18 protein-coding genes are annotated in these 16255 nt (G+C 68.5%); all 18 read left to right on the top strand.

The features are described 5' to 3' along the window. Positions 1 to 72: 72 nt before the first annotated feature. The 18 genes from ftsH (at position 73) to ABZ420_RS25775 (ending at position 16061) form a co-directional block, all read left to right on the top strand. Entirely contained in the window at positions 73 to 2460 is a 2388-nt protein-coding gene (gene ftsH, locus ABZ420_RS25860) for an ATP-dependent zinc metalloprotease FtsH (protein ID WP_357127589.1), read from the top strand. Positions 2461 to 2609: 149 nt separating this feature from the next. Then, positions 2610 to 3221, top strand: coding sequence for a GTP cyclohydrolase I FolE (gene folE, locus ABZ420_RS25855; RefSeq protein WP_357127740.1), 612 nt, complete (start codon positions 2610 to 2612; stop codon positions 3219 to 3221). A gap of 143 nt (positions 3222 to 3364) precedes the next feature. After that, positions 3365 to 4222: a dihydropteroate synthase gene (folP, locus tag ABZ420_RS25850; protein ID WP_357127737.1), complete on the top strand. Its 858-nt coding sequence runs from the start codon at positions 3365 to 3367 to the stop codon at positions 4220 to 4222. After that, on the top strand, positions 4219 to 4656 hold the full coding sequence (gene folB, locus ABZ420_RS25845; RefSeq protein ID WP_357127586.1) for a dihydroneopterin aldolase: 438 nt from the start codon (positions 4219 to 4221) through the stop codon (positions 4654 to 4656). Before folP ends, folB begins: the two co-directional genes overlap by 4 nt. A gap of 58 nt (positions 4657 to 4714) precedes the next feature. After that, positions 4715 to 5251, top strand: coding sequence for a 2-amino-4-hydroxy-6-hydroxymethyldihydropteridine diphosphokinase (folK, locus tag ABZ420_RS25840; protein ID WP_357127583.1), 537 nt, complete (start codon positions 4715 to 4717; stop codon positions 5249 to 5251). Between the two features lie 2 nt (positions 5252 to 5253). Beyond that, positions 5254 to 5724, top strand: coding sequence for a DUF3180 domain-containing protein (locus ABZ420_RS25835; RefSeq protein WP_357127734.1), 471 nt, complete (start codon positions 5254 to 5256; stop codon positions 5722 to 5724). Between the two features lie 69 nt (positions 5725 to 5793). After that, positions 5794 to 6729, top strand: a complete 936-nt coding sequence (locus tag ABZ420_RS25830; protein WP_357127580.1) for a DUF6779 domain-containing protein — start codon at positions 5794 to 5796, stop codon at positions 6727 to 6729. Between the two features lie 155 nt (positions 6730 to 6884). Then, positions 6885 to 7814, top strand: coding sequence for a DUF2520 domain-containing protein (locus ABZ420_RS25825; protein WP_357127577.1), 930 nt, complete (start codon positions 6885 to 6887; stop codon positions 7812 to 7814). Next, positions 7814 to 8794: a pantoate--beta-alanine ligase gene (gene panC / locus ABZ420_RS25820; RefSeq protein WP_357127574.1), complete on the top strand. Its 981-nt coding sequence runs from the start codon at positions 7814 to 7816 to the stop codon at positions 8792 to 8794. Before ABZ420_RS25825 ends, panC begins: the two co-directional genes overlap by 1 nt. 14 nt (positions 8795 to 8808) lie before the next feature. Next, positions 8809 to 9228, top strand: coding sequence for an aspartate 1-decarboxylase (gene panD, locus ABZ420_RS25815; RefSeq protein ID WP_040773236.1), 420 nt, complete (start codon positions 8809 to 8811; stop codon positions 9226 to 9228). A 17-nt stretch (positions 9229 to 9245) separates the two neighbouring features. Further along, positions 9246 to 10043, top strand: a complete 798-nt coding sequence (locus ABZ420_RS25810) for a type III pantothenate kinase (RefSeq protein ID WP_040864536.1) — start codon at positions 9246 to 9248, stop codon at positions 10041 to 10043. Positions 10044 to 10224: 181 nt separating this feature from the next. After that, positions 10225 to 10833: a cysteine dioxygenase family protein gene (locus ABZ420_RS25805; RefSeq protein ID WP_357127571.1), complete on the top strand. Its 609-nt coding sequence runs from the start codon at positions 10225 to 10227 to the stop codon at positions 10831 to 10833. Positions 10834 to 10841: 8 nt separating this feature from the next. After that, complete coding sequence (locus tag ABZ420_RS25800) at positions 10842 to 11264, top strand: rhodanese-like domain-containing protein (protein WP_062974757.1); 423 nt, start codon at positions 10842 to 10844, stop codon at positions 11262 to 11264. Between the two features lie 260 nt (positions 11265 to 11524). Further along, positions 11525 to 13024, top strand: a complete 1500-nt coding sequence (gene lysS / locus ABZ420_RS25795) for a lysine--tRNA ligase (RefSeq protein ID WP_357127568.1) — start codon at positions 11525 to 11527, stop codon at positions 13022 to 13024. Positions 13025 to 13139: 115 nt separating this feature from the next. Further along, positions 13140 to 13499 (top strand): Lsr2 family protein, encoded by a 360-nt coding sequence (locus tag ABZ420_RS25790; protein ID WP_357127565.1) that lies wholly within the window; start codon positions 13140 to 13142, stop codon positions 13497 to 13499. A gap of 204 nt (positions 13500 to 13703) precedes the next feature. Beyond that, positions 13704 to 14327, top strand: a complete 624-nt coding sequence (locus ABZ420_RS25785) for an FHA domain-containing protein (protein WP_039794674.1) — start codon at positions 13704 to 13706, stop codon at positions 14325 to 14327. A 133-nt stretch (positions 14328 to 14460) separates the two neighbouring features. Next, entirely contained in the window at positions 14461 to 15030 is a 570-nt protein-coding gene (locus ABZ420_RS25780; RefSeq protein WP_357127562.1) for an anthrone oxygenase family protein, read from the top strand. A gap of 125 nt (positions 15031 to 15155) precedes the next feature. Next, positions 15156 to 16061, top strand: coding sequence for an alpha/beta fold hydrolase (locus ABZ420_RS25775; RefSeq protein ID WP_357127732.1), 906 nt, complete (start codon positions 15156 to 15158; stop codon positions 16059 to 16061). The last annotated feature ends 194 nt before the right edge of the window (positions 16062 to 16255 follow it).

Genomic DNA, 16255 nt, shown 5'->3' with positions numbered 1-16255 from the left:
GGACGCGCCAGATGCATCGCTAGGCAAGAACCGGAGACACCGGAAAGGACTGGCCGCCCCGGCCGACGCTCTATGAACCGCAAGACAGTGTTTCGCACCCTGGCCATAGTCTCGGGCATTCTGCTCGTGATCTATGCGTTCAGCTATTTCGGCAACGACACGCGGGGCTGGAAGAGCGTCGATACCTCGGTTGCCCTCAGCCAGCTCGAGAACAAGAGCAACGTCCAGAACATTCAGATCGATGATCGCGAGCAGCAGCTGCGCATCGAGCTGAAGGACGGCAACGACGCCACCGGCGGGCAGAACAAGATCATCGCGAAGTATCCGGGCGGCAGCGAGACCTCGGCCCAGGTCTTCTCTGCCGTGAAGAACTCCGGTGCCCCGTACAACACGGTGGTCAAGCAGGAGAGCTGGTTCACCCAGATTCTGCTGTTCGTGCTGCCGATGGTCATCCTGCTCGGCCTGTTCATCTTCGTGATGGCCCGCATGCAGGGCGGCGGGCGCGGCGGCATGATGGGCTTCGGCAAGTCGAAGGCCAAACAGCTGTCCAAGGACATGCCCAAGACCACGTTCGCCGACGTGGCCGGAGCCGACGAGGCGGTCGAGGAACTCTACGAGATCAAGGACTTCCTCCAGAATCCCGTCCGCTACCAGGCCCTCGGCGCCAAGATTCCCAAGGGCGTCCTGCTCTACGGCCCGCCCGGCACCGGCAAGACCCTGCTGGCCCGTGCCGTCGCGGGCGAGGCCGGTGTGCCGTTCTTCACCATTTCCGGTTCGGACTTCGTGGAGATGTTCGTCGGCGTCGGCGCCTCCCGGGTGCGTGACCTGTTCGAGCAGGCCAAGCAGAACAGCCCCTGCATCATCTTCGTCGACGAGATCGACGCGGTCGGCCGCCAGCGCGGCGCGGGCCTCGGCGGCGGTCACGACGAACGCGAGCAGACCCTCAACCAGTTGCTGGTCGAGATGGACGGCTTCGGAGACCGCACCGGCATCATCCTGATCGCCGCCACCAACCGGCCCGACATCCTCGACCCGGCGCTGCTGCGTCCCGGCCGGTTCGACCGGCAGATCCCGGTGGGCAACCCCGACCTCGCCGGTCGCCGCGCGATCCTGCGGGTGCACTCGCAGGGCAAGCCGATCTCCCCGGACGCCGACCTGGACGGCCTGGCCAAGCGCACCGTCGGCATGTCCGGCGCCGACCTGGCCAATGTGATCAACGAGGCCGCCCTGCTCACCGCCCGCGAGAACGGCGCGATGATCACCGGCGAATCGCTGGAGGAGTCGGTCGATCGCGTGATCGGCGGTCCGCGGCGCAAGAGCCGGATCATCAGCGAGCACGAGAAGAAGATCACCGCCTACCACGAGGGCGGCCACACCCTGGCCGCCTGGGCGATGCCGGACATCGAGCCGGTCTACAAGGTCACCATCCTGGCCCGCGGCCGCACCGGCGGCCACGCCATGACGGTGCCCGAGGACGACAAGGGCCTGATGACCCGCTCGGAGATGATCGCCCGCCTGGTGATGGCGATGGGCGGCCGCGCGGCCGAGGAACTGGTGTTCCACGAGCCGACCACCGGCGCGTCCTCCGATATCGACCAGGCCACCAAGATCGCCCGCGCGATGGTCACCGAGTACGGCATGAGTGCGCGGCTCGGCGCCGTCCGTTACGGCCAGGAGCAGGGCGATCCGTTCCTCGGCCGCTCGATGGGCATGGGTTCGGACTACTCGCACGAGGTGGCGGGCGCGATCGACGAGGAGGTGCGCAACCTGATCGAGGCCGCGCACACCGAGGCGTGGGCGATCCTGAACGAGTACCGCGACGTGCTCGACGACCTGGCCACCGCGCTGCTGGAACGGGAGACCCTGCACCGCAAGGATCTCGAGCAGATCCTCACGTCGGTGCAGAAGCGCCCGCGCATCACCGCGTTCAACGATTTCGGCGACCGCGTCCCTTCGGACAAGCCGCCGGTGAAGACCCCGGGCGAGCTGGCCGCCGAGCGCGGCGAGTCCTGGCCGCCGGAGCCGGTCGCGGAGCCGGTGGCCGCGTCCGCGCAGCGCGAGCCGCAGCCCGCCAACGGATACCCGCCGCACGAGAGCGGTTACGGCGCTCCGCCGCAATACGGCCGCCCGCCCGCGTCGGGTTACCCGCTGCCCCAGGCGCCCGCACCGGCGTATCCGCGCCAGGGGACGCACGGTTCGCGGCCGGACTACGGCGCTCCGGCGGGATGGTCGGCTCCCGGCTGGCCGCCGCGGGACGAGCCGCAGCCGGGTCAGCCGGGCTGGGGCGAGCCACAGCAGCCGCGGCACGGCTACCAGCAATGGGGTCCGCAGGGTGCGCCCGAAGGTGGCTACGACCGGGACGGGTACGGCGATCGCGGCGGCTACGACGAGCCGCGCCGGACCAATCCGAACGGTGAGGGCGACAACGGCGATTGGGATGGACCGAACGGTCGTCACTGAGCGGTGACGATTAGGCTCGTCCATCGTGGGGGTGCCGAGAAATTGCCGGCGCCCCGTGAGTTTGGAGGTGTCCTCGATTGTCGGCGAACGAGCATGGCGGTGGTTACATCCTCGCCGAACCGGACAGTGCTGAACACAACGGTGTCGACATCGGCGTGACACAGCCCGGCCCCGTCGCATTGGAAACGGGCAGATCATTCGATCAAGCGCGGGCCGAAGCCGCGGTACGGGAATTGCTGCTCGCCGTCGGCGAGGACCCGGATCGGCCCGGCCTGCTCGAGACGCCCGCCCGGGTCGCGCGCGCCTACCGGGAGACCTTCGCCGGGCTCTACGTGGAACCGGATTCGGTGCTCAACACCACGTTCGACGAGGGTCATCAGGAACTCGTGCTGGTGAGGGACATCCCGATGTACTCGACCTGCGAGCACCACCTCGTGTCCTTCCACGGCGTCGCGCACGTCGGCTACATCCCCGGCCCGCACGGCCGGGTGACCGGCTTGTCCAAACTCGCCCGGCTGGTCGACCTGTACGCCAAGCGCCCGCAAGTGCAGGAGCGGCTGACCAGCCAGATCGCCGACGCGGTGATGCGCAAGCTCGACCCGCGCGGTGCGATCGTGGTGATCGAGGCCGAGCACCTGTGCATGGCGATGCGCGGCATCCGCAAGCCGGGCGCGAGTACCACCACCTCCGCCGTGCGCGGACTGCTGCAGTCCAACGCAGCCTCGCGCGCCGAGGCGCTCGATCTGATCCTCCGGAAGTGAGCGGCTCCGCGGTGTCCGAACCGAGCGGCGCGCAGCGCGCGGCGACTGGTGCGCCCAGGCAGGACACCGCCACGGCGCGGCCGGAAGCGGGATCGACCGCGCCGGTGCGCGGGTTCGCCCGCGACGGACGCTCCTGCGTCGTGATGGGCGTGGTGAATGTCACCAGCGATTCGTTCTCCGACGGCGGCCGATACCTCGATCCCGAATTGGCCATCGCCCATGGTGTGCGGCTGCACGCCGTGGGCGCGGACATCATCGACGTCGGCGGTGAGTCGACCAGGCCGGGCGCGGTACGCATCGACGCGGCGACCGAGGCCGCGCGGGTGGCCCCGGTCATCCGCGGCCTGGTCGCCGCGGGCGTACCCACCAGCGTGGACACCATGCGCGCCGCCGTGGCCGCCGCGGCGCTCGAGGCCGGGGTGTCGGTGGTGAACGACGTCTCCGGCGGCCGCGCCGACGCCGACATGGTGCGGGTGGTCGCGTCCGCGCGGGTCCCGTGGATTCTCATGCACTGGAGGGCGGGCGCCGACTACCGGCACACCGGACCGGCGGACCACTACGACGACGTGGTCGCGGACGTGCTCGCCGAACTCTCCGCGCAGGTGGACCTGGCCGTGGACGCGGGCGTCGACCCGTCCCGGCTGATCCTCGACCCCGGTCTGGGCTTCGCGAAGAACGCCGAGCACAACTGGGCGCTGCTCGGCGCGCTGCCCGAATTGGTCGCGCACGGGCTGCCGGTCCTGATCGGCGCGTCGCGCAAGCGCTTTCTCGGTTCGCTGCTCGCCGCCGAGGCGGGTCCGCGCCCGCCGGACGGCCGGGAGACGGCCACCGCGACCATCTCGGCGCTGGCCGCGCTGCACGGCGCGTGGGGCGTGCGGGTGCACGACGTGCGCGCCTCGCTGGACGCCATCACGGTCACCGACGCGTGGCAGAATGCCGCACGGCAGCGCGCCGCACAGCACGACACCGCCCGACCCAGTGCGCAAGGAGCTCGACGATGAGCCGGTCCCCCGTCCACGCCGAACACGAGGCGCCGCCGCGTGATCCGGTGATCCGGCGCGGCGCCGACCGCATCGAATTGCGCGGCCTGCGCGCCTACGGGCATCACGGCGTGTTCGAGCACGAGCGCCGCGACGGTCAGGAATTCCTTGTCGATCTGACGGTGTGGGTGGATTTCGCGGTGGCCGCCGCGTCCGACGATCTGGCCGCCACCGTGGACTACGGCGCGCTGGCCGAGCGGGCGGTGCGCATCGTCCAGGGTGAGCCGCGTGATCTCATCGAAACGGTGGTGTCGGAGATCGCCGACGAGGTGATGACCGATCCGCGGATCAGGTCGGTCGAGGTGGTGCTGCACAAGCCGTCCGCGCCGATCCCGCACACCTTCGCCGATGTGCGTGTGGTCACCTCCCGGCACCGGGGGGAGCCCGCCGAATGAGCGAGCTACCTTGCGGCACGGCCACCTTCATCGTGCCGAGTGCCGGGGAGGCACGCCGATGACCCGTGCCGTGCTGTCCATCGGTTCGAATCTGGGCGACCGGCTCGCGCATCTGCGCAGCGTCCTCGACGGGTTCGGCCATCGCGTGCTGGCCGCCTCTGCCGTGTACTCCACGGCGCCCTGGGGTGGTGTCCCGCAGGCGGATTACCTCAATGCCGCTGTGCTGGTGGAGGATCCGGCCTTCAGCTGCGCGGACTGGCTGCGTCGCGGCCAGGAGCTCGAGCAGGCAGCGGGGCGAATTCGCGAAGTGCGCTGGGGCGCACGCACACTCGACGTGGATGTGGTGTGGTGCGCCGAACTGCGCGACGGGCAGCCGGTCGCGTGCCGCAGCGCCGACCCGGATCTGCTGCTGCCGCACCCGCAGGCGCACCGGCGCGCTTTCGTGCTGGTGCCGTGGCTGGACGTGGCGCCGGACGCGGTGCTGGAGGTCGACGGCGCGCCGCATCCGGTGGCGGATCTGCTGGGGCGGCTCGATCCGGCCGAACGCGCCGGGGTGCGCCGCACCGAGTTCTCGCTGACGGGCGCGGCGTCGTGAAACTGAAGCCGACCCGCATCCTCGACATCGTGGCGAACGTGCTGATCGCCGCGCTCGTCGCGTGGATCGCCACCCGCGTGGCCTACGACAGCTTCCCGCCGATCTCGACCTTCGCGGGCGCCTCGCTGTACCCGGTGGCCGCGATCGAAGCGGTGCTCGCTTTCGTCATCCGGGCGCGGGTCAACGACCATGAGATCGGCGACGGCCGCCACCAGTTGCATCCGATCACAGCGGCCCGCGCCGTCGCGTTGGCCAAGGCGTCGGCGCAGGTGGGTTCGATCGCCGCGGGCATCTGGCTCGGTTTCCTGTGCTGGGTCCTCCCGCAGCGCGGCACGCTTCGCGCGGCCGCCGCCGACAGCCCCGGTGCGATCGTCGGGATGCTGGCGGGCGTCGCTTTGGTTGCTGCGGCCCTGTGGCTGGAGTACTGCTGCCGGGCGCCGGAGGATCCAACCGACGATGCGGCAACTACATAGCTAGTGTCCCGAATCGAATCACAAAACGGAATCTGGGCTCGGCACGACCTATTGGCTACCCTGGCTGGCATGGTTTCACCCTCCCGTAGCAGCACTTCCCGTCGACAGCGGGAGGACGCGGGAAAATTATTCGTCGGTGTCTTGATCTTGCTCGGTCTGGTTGCCAGCGTTTTCCTGATCTTCAGTAACAGTGTCGAGTTCGTACGGGTAGGTCTGGTCGCGGCGCTGTGGGCCGCGGCAATCGGCGCTCTGGCTGCGACGAAGTACCGCAAAGAGGCGACGATCGACAAGGCGAAGGTCCGCGATCTGCAGACCGTCTACGAGTTGCAGCTGGAGCGGGAGGTCACCGCGCGGCGCGAGTACGAACTCGGCCTCGAGGCGCGGGTCCGCGAGGAAGTGGGCGCCGACGCGGCCGAACTCGCGGCCTTACGGGCGGAGCTCACGGTGCTGCGGCAGAGCCTGCAGCGGCTGTTCGACGGCGATCTGCCGACGGATCGCCCGGCATTGCGCGCCGACGCGACCCGGATCCAGGAGCTGACCAGCTCCGGGAACAATAGCTCCGCGAATGCCGGGATGCGGTCGGTCTTCGATGACCAGCAACCCCGTAGCAGCATGACGCCGATCTTCGAGCCCGACCATCCCGAGCCGCCGGTCTTCGCCAGCCCCTTCGACGATCCGGTCACCGCCGAGACCGCGATCGTCTCCGTCGACGACGACGCCGAGCAGGCCGACGCGGAGCAGGCACGCCACGCCGAGGCGCGCGGCTGGGCGGATGCCTTCACAGAGACCGCGGACGAGCCGCGCGACGAGCCGCCCACCCGCCCCGCTACCCGCCCGCGGCCGACCCAGGAACCGCCCGCACGGCCCGCGTCCGCGCCCACCATGGGTACGCCGAGCGCGCGCAGGCGGCGCAGGGCCGAGAGCGACGACGAGACGCCCTCGCGCCGTCTCTCGGTCGCGGAGATCATGGCCAACCTGCAATCCGAGGAGCGCGAACGCCGGTGACCCGCGCCGGGCCGCGTCCCGGCACTGCGGCCTAGATCACGCGGGCACCCCGTGGCGGCGGCGAACCGCCTGCCGATATTCTCTTGGCGTACCGTCCGGTACCCGCATGGCGGGACTGGAACGACATCGAGAGGACAACGTTGACCTCGAGAAGCGTGAATTCCGACAACGCTGCTTCGGGCTACGACCCCGCGCCCGCACGCCTGACGGTGGGAATCGTCTCGGCGGGACGCGTGGGCTCGGCATTGGGCGCCGCACTCGAGCGGGCCGGACACGTCGTGTTCGGCGTCTGCGCGATCTCCGACGCCTCGGTGCGCCGTGCCAGGACCCGGCTGCCCGATTCGGAGATCCTGCCGATCGAGCAGGTGGCCGCCCGCAGTGAGCTGCTGCTGCTCGCCGTGCCCGACACCGAGCTTCCCGGCCTGGTCCGCGGCCTGGCAGGCGCCGGAGTGGTTCGGCCGGGCACCATAGTGGCGCACACCTCCGGCGCGAACGGCGTCGGTGTGCTCGCCCCCCTGGCCGAGATCGGCGCCCTTCCGCTGGCCATCCACCCGGCGATGACCTTCACCGGTCACGACGAGGACGTGGCCCGGCTGGGCAACGCGTGCTTCGGTATCACGGCGGCCGACGAGGTCGGCTATGCCATCGCGCAGTCGCTGGTGATCGAAATGGGCGGCGAGCCGGTTCGCGTACCGGAGCAGCACCGGCCGCTCTACCACGCCGCGCTCGCGCACGGCAGCAATCACCTGGTCACGGTGATCGTGGACGCGGTGGCCGCGTTGCGCGCCGCCCTGGCAGGCCCCGGCCTGATGGGACAGCAACTGGTCGACGAGCAGCCCAACGGCCTGGCCGAGCGTCTGCTCGCCCCGCTGGCGTCGGCGGCGCTGGACAACGCGTTGCGCCGCGGCCAGTCCGCGCTGACCGGCCCGGTCGCCCGCGGCGACGCCGACGCGGTGGCCGCGCACCTGGAGGCGCTGGCGTCTGTCGATGCCCGGCTGGCCGAGGCGTATCGCGCGCTGTCGCTGCGCACCGCTGAGCGGGCAGGCACCGCCCCCGCCGTAATCCAGCTGCTGGAAGGACGCTGATGTTCGACTCGAAATTGCGCGGTGCCTACCGTCCCGGCGTGCTGACCGTGCACCACGATCCCGCGGTACTCGGGGCGGTGTCCGCGGCCCTGCGCGGCGTCGGCCGCACCGTCGCGCTGGTGCCGACCATGGGTGCGCTGCACGAGGGGCACTTGGAGATCGTGCGGCTGGCCAAGCGGACCAACCAGGTCGTCATCGTGTCGGTCTTCGTCAATCCCTTGCAGTTCGGCGCGAACGAAGACCTGGACAAATACCCCCGCACGCTGGACGCCGACGTCGAGCTGTTGCGCGCGGAGGGCGTCGAGCTGGTGTTCGCGCCGAGCGTGTCCGACATGTACCCGGACGGCCCGCGCACCACGGTGCACCCGGGTCCGCTCGGCGCGGAGCTGGAGGGGGCCAGCCGCCCGACCCATTTCGCGGGCATGCTCACCGTGGTCGCCAAACTGCTGCAGATCGCGCGGCCGACCGAGGCGTTCTTCGGTGAGAAGGACTATCAGCAGCTCACCCTGATCCGGCAGCTGGTCCGCGATCTGAATTTCGACGTGAAGATCACCCCGGTGGTCACCGTCCGTGAGCCAGACGGCCTGGCCCTGTCCTCGCGCAACCGCTACCTCGACCCCGTGCAGCGCGAAGCGGCGACGGCCCTGCCGGCCGCTCTGTCGGCGGGCAGGCACGCGGGCGGCCTCGGCGGCGACGCGGTTCTCGCGGCCGCCCGCCAGGTGCTCGACGCCGCGACCGGCGTTGACGTCGACTACCTGGAGCTGCGTTCGGCCACCCTGGGGCCCGCCCCGGCCACCGGCAACGCCAGGCTGCTGATCGCGGCCCGGGTCGGCGCGACCCGGCTGATCGACAACATCGCCGTCACGCTCGGCGCTCCGATCGACGGCCACCCCACCGTCGCCGGTTCGCGGGACGCCGCGAACTTCCCCCAGCCTGTCGCGGCGGTGTCAGACCCCGCCGTCCTTCCTCCCGCGAACTAGAAAGGTTCGACGCAATGCTGCGCACCATGATGAAGTCGAAGATCCACCGTGCCACCGTGACGCACGCCGACTTGCACTACGTCGGCTCGGTGACCGTGGATCAGGACCTGCTCGACGCCGCCGACCTGCTGGAAGGCGAACAGGTCTGCATCGTGGACATCGATAACGGCGCCCGCCTGGAGACCTACGTCATCGCCGGTGAGCGGGGTTCCGGGGTGATCGGGATCAACGGCGCCGCGGCTCACCTGGTGCACCCGGGCGACCTCGTCATCCTGATCGCCTACGGCCAGCTGAACGAGCAGGAGATCGCCGAGTACGACCCCAAGGTCGTGTTCGTCGACGAGCGCAACCGCCCGGTCGAACTCGGCTCGGACCCGGCGCACGCGCCGGAGGGCTCGGGCCTGACCTCACCCCGCTCGCTGTCGTTCGTCTGAGGAGCGGCGACCAGGACATGCTGCTGACCATCGATGTCCGCAACACGAGTATCGAACTCGGCCTGTTCTCCGGATCCGGGGAGCATTCGAAACTGGTGCGGCACTGGCGAATGCACACCAATCCGTTGCTGACCGCCGACGAATTCGCCATGCAGGTGCGCGGGCTGGTCGGCGCGCAACTGGACGAGGTGATCGGCGTCTCAGCGCTTTCCACGGTGCCGCCCGTGCTGCGCGAGTTGCGCGGCATGCTCGGCCAATACTGGGGCCATGTTCCGCACGTGTTGGTGGAACCCGGTGTGCGCACGGGGATTCCGCTGCTGGTGGACAATCCGAAAGAAGTCGGCGCGGACCGCATCGTCAATTGCCTGGCCGCGTACCAGCGCTATTCCGCGCCTGCGATCGTCGTCGATTTCGGCACGGCGATCTGCGTGGACCTGGTGTCGAAGAAGGGCGAGTTCCTGGGCGGGATCATCGCGCCGGGTGTGGAGATCTCCACCGAGGCCCTGGTGGAACGCAGTGCGCTGCGGCGGGCGGAGTTGACCAGGCCGCGTTCGGTGCTGGGGAAGAACAGCATGGAATGCATGCAGTCCGGCGCGGTATTCGGTTTCGCCGGGCTGGTGGACGGCCTGATCGATCGCATTCGCGACGAGTTCGACGCCTTCGCGGGTGATGACGTCGCCGTGGTGGCGACCGGGGCGACCGCACCGCTGATCGTCCCGGAATCCGAAACGATCGACGACCACGATCCGCACCTCACGCTGACCGGTCTGCGACTCGTATACGAACGCAATCAGCGGCGCAAGGGAAGTGTCTGATATGCGCGGTGTCGGATTTGTCGCAGGCCGGGCACTTGTCGACACCGCGCTGTCTGCTGTTAAACTCCCTCTCGTGACCTTCTACGCGAGCACCCAGGAGTGTTGTCGAGGCTGACGTGCCTCGACCGATCGAGGCTGAGTTCCCGCCCTCGACCGTTACCTTCCTCCTGGAGATTCGCTCATGCGTTCTTCTGTCCTTTCCCTTTCTTCCGCGCGTACCGCGCTGTCGGCTACCCCGCCGGTGGAACGCTCGGTGGCGCCCGCCCTGCCCACCCGGCTGCGCCCGGCCGATCTGCTGCGGCTGACCGACGAGGGCGCCGAAGACGTGCTGGCCGGGCGATACGACCATTTGCTTCCCGCCGGGGGGAAATGGCCGGAAAACGAGCGCTGGGCGACCAGGCTGCTCACCGACGACGAGGTCGATGTCTGGCTGATCAGCTGGACGCCGGGCAAGTCGACCGAGCTGCACGACCACGCCGGATCGCTCGGCGCGCTCACCGTGCTCAGCGGCGCGCTCACCGAATATCGTTGGAACGGAACGGAACTGCGTCGTCGCATACTCGCGGCGGGTGATCAGGCCTCGTTCCCGATCGGCTGGGTGCACGACGTCATGCGGGCGCAGGCCGCCGTGCCGGGCGTCGTCGATTCCGCCGGTCCGCTCGATCCCACGCTGAGCGTGCACGCCTATTCCCCGCCGCTCACCGCCATGTCGTATTACGAGGTGACCGGGCACGGCACCCTGCGGCGCACCCGAACCGTCCTCACCGACCAGCCCGAAGGTGATATGTGATGACCCGTTTGACCATCGATCAGATGCTCGAGAACGCACGGGCCCGCCTCGACCGGATCTACGCCTTCGAATTGCCGGAAGCCGTCGAGCGCGGCGCCATTCTGGTGGATATCCGGCCGCAGGCGCAACGCGGACGTGAGGGCACCTTGCCCGGCGCGCTGGTGATCGAGCGCAATGTCCTGGAATGGCGGCTGGACCCCACCAGTTCCGCCCGCCTGGCGCTGGCCGCCGATCACGACGTGGAATGGATCGTCGTCTGCTCCGAGGGATATACCTCCAGCCTGGCCGCTGCCGCGCTGCAGCAACTCGGGCTGCACCGGGCGACCGATCTGGTGGGTGGCTATCAGGCGTTGAAGGCTGCCGGTCTGTTGCACGTCGCCGTCGGGGCGCCGCACTTCGCGCGCGAGGCCGAAGCGCTCGCCCTGCTGTAATTCCCACCGACACTTCCATCTCGAAATAGCCGGGCGCTCAGGTAGTTTCGCACACCACATGATGCGCACCGGCTATTTCGCGTCTGTACGACGCCGGTGCGGACGTCCCGGACGGGGCATCGCATCGATACCGTTTCGTTACTCCGGGCCGGAGTCCGGGCGGCCCGCATAACGATTTCCGATGCACGCTAGGGTTGTTCGATGTGAGCACCCCGAACTCTGCATCTTCCAGCGCATCGACATGGGAATCGCGGCCTGCCGTGTCGCCGGCCGCCGACGATGCACCGGAGCAGATACGGATTCGCCGGGAGAAGCGGGAGCGGCTGCTCGCGGACGGTGGCGAGGCCTATCCCGTCGTCGTGCCGCGTACGCATACCCTGGCCGAAATTCGGGCCGCATATCCGGACCTCGCCGCGGACACGGCCACCGGGCTACAGGTGGGCATCGCCGGGCGCGTCATATTCCTGCGTAATACCGGCAAGTTGTGTTTCGCGACACTGCAGGAGGGCGACGGTACCAAGCTGCAGGCGATGATCAGCCTGAACGGGGTAGGTACGGACGCCCTGGCCGCCTGGAAGACCGACGTGGATCTCGGTGACTTCGTTTTCGTGCACGGTGAGGTCATCTCGTCGCGGACCGGGGAACTGAGCGTCATGGCCGATTCCTGGTTCACGGCGGCGAAGGCCCTGCGGCCGCTGCCGGTAGCGCACAAGGAGATGAACGAGGAATCACGGGTACGGCAGCGTTATGTCGACCTGATCGTGCGTCCGGAGGCCAGGGAAATGGCCCGTACCCGCATCGCCGTGGTGCGCGCGCTGCGCAACGCGCTGGAGCGCAGGGGCTTCCTGGAGGTGGAGACGCCGATGCTGCAGACGCTGCACGGCGGCGCAGCGGCCCGACCGTTCGTCACCCATTCCAACGCCCTCGACATGGACCTGTTCCTGCGCATCGCGCCCGAGTTGTTCCTGAAGCGCTGCGTGGTCGGCGGCTTGGAGCGGGTCTTCGAGATCAACCGGAACTTCCGGAACGAGGGCGCGGACTCCACGCATTCCCCCGAGTTCGCGATGCTGGAGACATACCAGGCATACGGCACCTATGACGACTCGGCGGTGATGATCCGGGAATTGGTGCAGGAAGTGGCGCAGGAGGCGTTCGGCACGGAGGTGGTGACCCTGGCCGACGGCACCGAATACGATCTCCGCGGCGAGTGGGCCGTCGTCGAGATGTACCCTTCGCTGTCGGATGCGCTGGGTGTGCCGGTGACTCCGGAAACGTCGGTCGCCGAATTGCGTGCACTCGCGGATCGGGTCGGTCTGGAAATTCCGGAGGGCAAGGGCTACGGCCACGGGAAACTCGTCGAGGAACTCTGGGAACACCAGTATGGCGACAAGCTGTACGCGCCGACTTTCGTGCGCGACTTCCCGGTGGAGACATCCCCGTTGACCAGGCAGCATCGGAGTACGGCAGGGGTCACGGAGAAGTGGGATCTCTATGTGCGCGGCTTCGAGTTGGCCACGGGCTATTCGGAGTTGGTCGACCCGGTGATCCAGCGCGAGCGGTTCGTCGATCAGGCGCGGCTCGCCGCGCAGGGTGACGACGAGGCGATGGTGCTGGACGAGGACTTCCTCGCGGCGATGGAGCACGGCATGCCGCCGACGACCGGAACGGGTATGGGAATCGATCGGTTGTTGATGGCGCTCACGGGATTGGGAATCCGAGAAACGATACTGTTCCCAATTGTGCGTCCGGTCACCCGGTGACCACTGGATTGCAAAGCAGCGACTCCGTCTTGGAATTTCCGGAATTCGGGGTATTCTTGCCTCGGGTAATCGGCCTAGTATGCGGGTCGCACGATTTCGAGAGGACGTTCATCTCATGGCAAAGAAGGTCACCGTTAGCCTGATCGACGATGTCGACGGTGAGTCCATCGCGGACGAGACCATCGAGTTCGCGATCGACGGTGTGTCGTACGAGATCGACCTGTCGTCGGCAAATGCGGCGAAGCTGCGCGACGGTTTGGAGGAGTGGGTTTCGAATGCGCGCCGGGTGAGCGGCCGGCGCCGGGTCAAGGCTGCCGCGGCCGTCGCGGGCACTCCGAAGAGCCGGGTCTCGATCGATCGGGAACAAAGCGCCGCAATTCGGGAGTGGGCGCGTCGGAATGGACACAAGGTGTCCGCACGGGGCCGCATCTCCGCCGACATCACCGACGCGTACAACAAGGCCGCGAAGGGATAGTTATTTTTCGGCCGCCGTCCCGGCGAATCGTGCGACGTCGGGGCGGCGGTCTTGTTTGTGATAGGGCTTCGATATGGCAACGAGACCGGATCACACGGTGGCCCGTCCCGGCGGATGAATCGATCTTGCTCGTGGTACCGGGACGCGGCACCATGGAAGCGTGCGACGGTCACTGGCGGTATGGAGAGGTGAGGTATCGGCGCAGTGACAGGATTCGTCGGATCATTCTTGCGGTTCACCGATGATGCCGGTCGGCAGCAGGAGTTCACGCTCACGCCGGATCGCGGACGCGTCACCATCGGCCGCTCCCCGCATGCCGATCTCGCCCTGAGCTGGGACGCTGAGGTCTCCCGGCTGCACGCGGCGGTCGAATACCTGGGTGCGCACTGGACCATCGTGGACGACGGCCTCTCCCGCAACGGCACCTTCGTCAACGGGGACCGGCTCGTCGGCCGCCGCAGGCTGATGGCGGGCGACGTCATCCGGGTCGGCACCTCGCGGGTGTCGTTTCACGACTTCGGCGGCGTCTCCGACGACATCACCCGTACCTCCACCGGCTCGATACCCACGGCGCGGTCGCTCACCGAGACGCAGCGCTCGGTGCTGATCGCACTGTGCAGGCCGTACAAGCACGGCGCGGGTTTCGCCACGCCCGCCTCCAATCAGCAGATCGCCGAGGAGTTGTTCCTCAGCGTCGACGCGATCAAGACGCACCTGCGCGCCCTGTTCGCCAAGTTCGGGGTGGAGGATCTGCCGCAGAACCAGAAGCGGGTGCGATTGGCGGGGCTGGCCATGCAGAGTGGGCTCATTTCCGATCGGGACCTGTGAGACCTCCACCGTAGACGCTCGCTTAGCGCATCGAGCTTCTCGGCCATGGAGAGTCCGGGCGGTAGCGGCTTGACTCGGAGGTACCCGGGCCGGAGCGACGACTCCGGCGGGTTTTTCGAGCAGGAGGAACTCAATGACCGCCACACGTCTCGCCGCACTGGTGTTCGCCACGCTGGCGACGGGCCTGATCGCGGGCCTTTTCTACGCGTACGCCAATTCGGTGATGCCCGCGCTGGCCCGCACCGACGATCGCGCCATGATCGACGTGATGCAGAAGATCAACGTGGTGATCATCAATCCGTGGTTCATGATGGCGTTCCTCGGCACGGTGGGATTCACCGTCCTGGCGGCGGCGCTGCACCTGGGCCGGGAGCACCGGAGCACGCTGATCTGGATCGTGCTCGCGCTGGTGCTCAACGTTGTCGCCTTCGGGGTCACCTCCGGGTTGAACGTCCCGCTCAACGACCAGCTGGCCGCCGCGGGCGATCCTGGCTCGATCGCCGACCTCGCCGCGGTGCGCGCCGATTTCGAAGCGGCCTGGGTTCGGTGGAACATCGCGCGCGGCGTCTTCCACACGCTGGCCTTCCTGGCGCTGTGCGGTGCGCTGTTCGTCGCGGGCATCCAGCAGGGCAAGGCCTCCGCGGCGGCACCGGGCCGGGCGGCGGCAGGCCAGTACGTCGGGCCTGCCTTCGGTCAGAGCTAGATTCCGCAACGACCCGCCGGAATCTCCTCCGTCTGGGCCACTTCGTGCGGTAGCTTCCCCGGAAGACGAGACCGGACCGGGAGGCTATCGTGCGGCGTGTCCCAGGCTTTTCGTTGCTCTTCGTTCTGCTCACAGCGGTGTGCGCCACTGCGGGCGCGGCACACGCGCAGGAGCGATATCCGGTCGACTACAACTTCTTCGCGGGCATCCCCGCCGAGCTGTCCCACCCGGGCGGTTCGCTGCCCGGCACCAACGACTGGTCCTGCCGGCCCGGCTCCGAGCATCCGAATCCCGTGGTTCTCGTGCACGGCACGGGTGGTGGCGCACAGACGAACTGGGGCGTGTATGCGCCGCTGCTGGCCAACGAGGGTTACTGCGTGTACTCGTCCACCTTCGGCGCCTACAACCTGCCGTGGCCCGCGTCGGCCATCGGCGGCATGCTTCCGATCGAGCAGAGCTCGGCCCAGCTCGCCGCTTTCGTGGACCGGGTACGGACCGCGACCGGCGCGGCCAAGGTCGACCTGATCGGCCATTCCCAGGGCAACTTCATCGGCAATTACTACGTCAAGCGGCTCGGCGGCGCGGGCAAGGTGGACAAGATGGTCGGGCTCGCCCCGCCCTGGCTCGGCTCGAACGCGGGCGGCATGGCGGACCTGAACGAGTTCGGCACCCGGCTGGGCCTCGGCCCGCTCTTCGACGCCGTGGCAGGCTCGCCGTGCATGGCCTGCCGCCAGGTGCTGCAAGGGTCGGAGTTCGTGCGCACGCTCAACGCGGACGGCGTCTACCACCCCGACGTGGCATATACGAACATCGCGACCGTGCTGGACGAGCTGGTGGTGCCGTACACCTCCGGATTGGTGACCGGGCCCCGGGTGACCAACATCGTGGTTCAGGACGGGTGCTCGACGGACTACTCTGGTCATACGGGCATAGCGGGCAGCAGGAGGGCCGCGACCTACGTACTCAACGCGCTCGATCCCGCGCATCAACGCCCGGTGCCCTGCGGTGTCGCCGACCCGTACACGGGGTAGGCAGCCGAGGTCCGACGTGTGCGGCGGAGATCCGGTCGGCGGACGATTTGTTCGCTGAGGGCAAAACCTGGCCGGAACGAATCCCGCGGCGCCCACGTTGTGAGTGAATGACCGTGCTGTCGCCGGTCGGCAATAGGGTGGACCGGCGGCGGTGGCATCCCCCGCCAACTAGAGTGGAGGCGGGGGCCGCAACC

The organism is Nocardia sp. NPDC005745, from assembly GCF_040630775.1.
In the GTDB taxonomy this organism is placed as follows: Bacteria; Actinomycetota; Actinomycetes; order Mycobacteriales; family Mycobacteriaceae; genus Nocardia.
Note: the sequence above shows the minus strand (reverse complement) of the source record. Positions and strands in the feature narration are given on the sequence as shown.

Excerpts from the sequence above, each read along its gene's own strand:
- ftsH (WP_357127589.1), top strand. The coding sequence starts at position 73 with ATGAACCGCAAGACAGTGTTTCGCACCCTGGCCATAGTCTCGGGCATT.
- folP (WP_357127737.1), top strand. The coding sequence starts at position 3,365 with ATGGGCGTGGTGAATGTCACCAGCGATTCGTTCTCCGACGGCGGCCGA.
- folB (WP_357127586.1), top strand. The coding sequence starts at position 4,219 with ATGAGCCGGTCCCCCGTCCACGCCGAACACGAGGCGCCGCCGCGTGAT.
- folK (WP_357127583.1), top strand. The coding sequence starts at position 4,715 with ATGACCCGTGCCGTGCTGTCCATCGGTTCGAATCTGGGCGACCGGCTC.
- ABZ420_RS25830 (WP_357127580.1), top strand. The coding sequence starts at position 5,794 with ATGGTTTCACCCTCCCGTAGCAGCACTTCCCGTCGACAGCGGGAGGAC.
- panC (WP_357127574.1), top strand. The coding sequence starts at position 7,814 with ATGTTCGACTCGAAATTGCGCGGTGCCTACCGTCCCGGCGTGCTGACC.
- panD (WP_040773236.1), top strand. The coding sequence starts at position 8,809 with ATGCTGCGCACCATGATGAAGTCGAAGATCCACCGTGCCACCGTGACG.
- ABZ420_RS25810 (WP_040864536.1), top strand. The coding sequence starts at position 9,246 with ATGCTGCTGACCATCGATGTCCGCAACACGAGTATCGAACTCGGCCTG.
- ABZ420_RS25805 (WP_357127571.1), top strand. The coding sequence starts at position 10,225 with ATGCGTTCTTCTGTCCTTTCCCTTTCTTCCGCGCGTACCGCGCTGTCG.
- ABZ420_RS25790 (WP_357127565.1), top strand. The coding sequence starts at position 13,140 with ATGGCAAAGAAGGTCACCGTTAGCCTGATCGACGATGTCGACGGTGAG.
- ABZ420_RS25780 (WP_357127562.1), top strand. The coding sequence starts at position 14,461 with ATGACCGCCACACGTCTCGCCGCACTGGTGTTCGCCACGCTGGCGACG.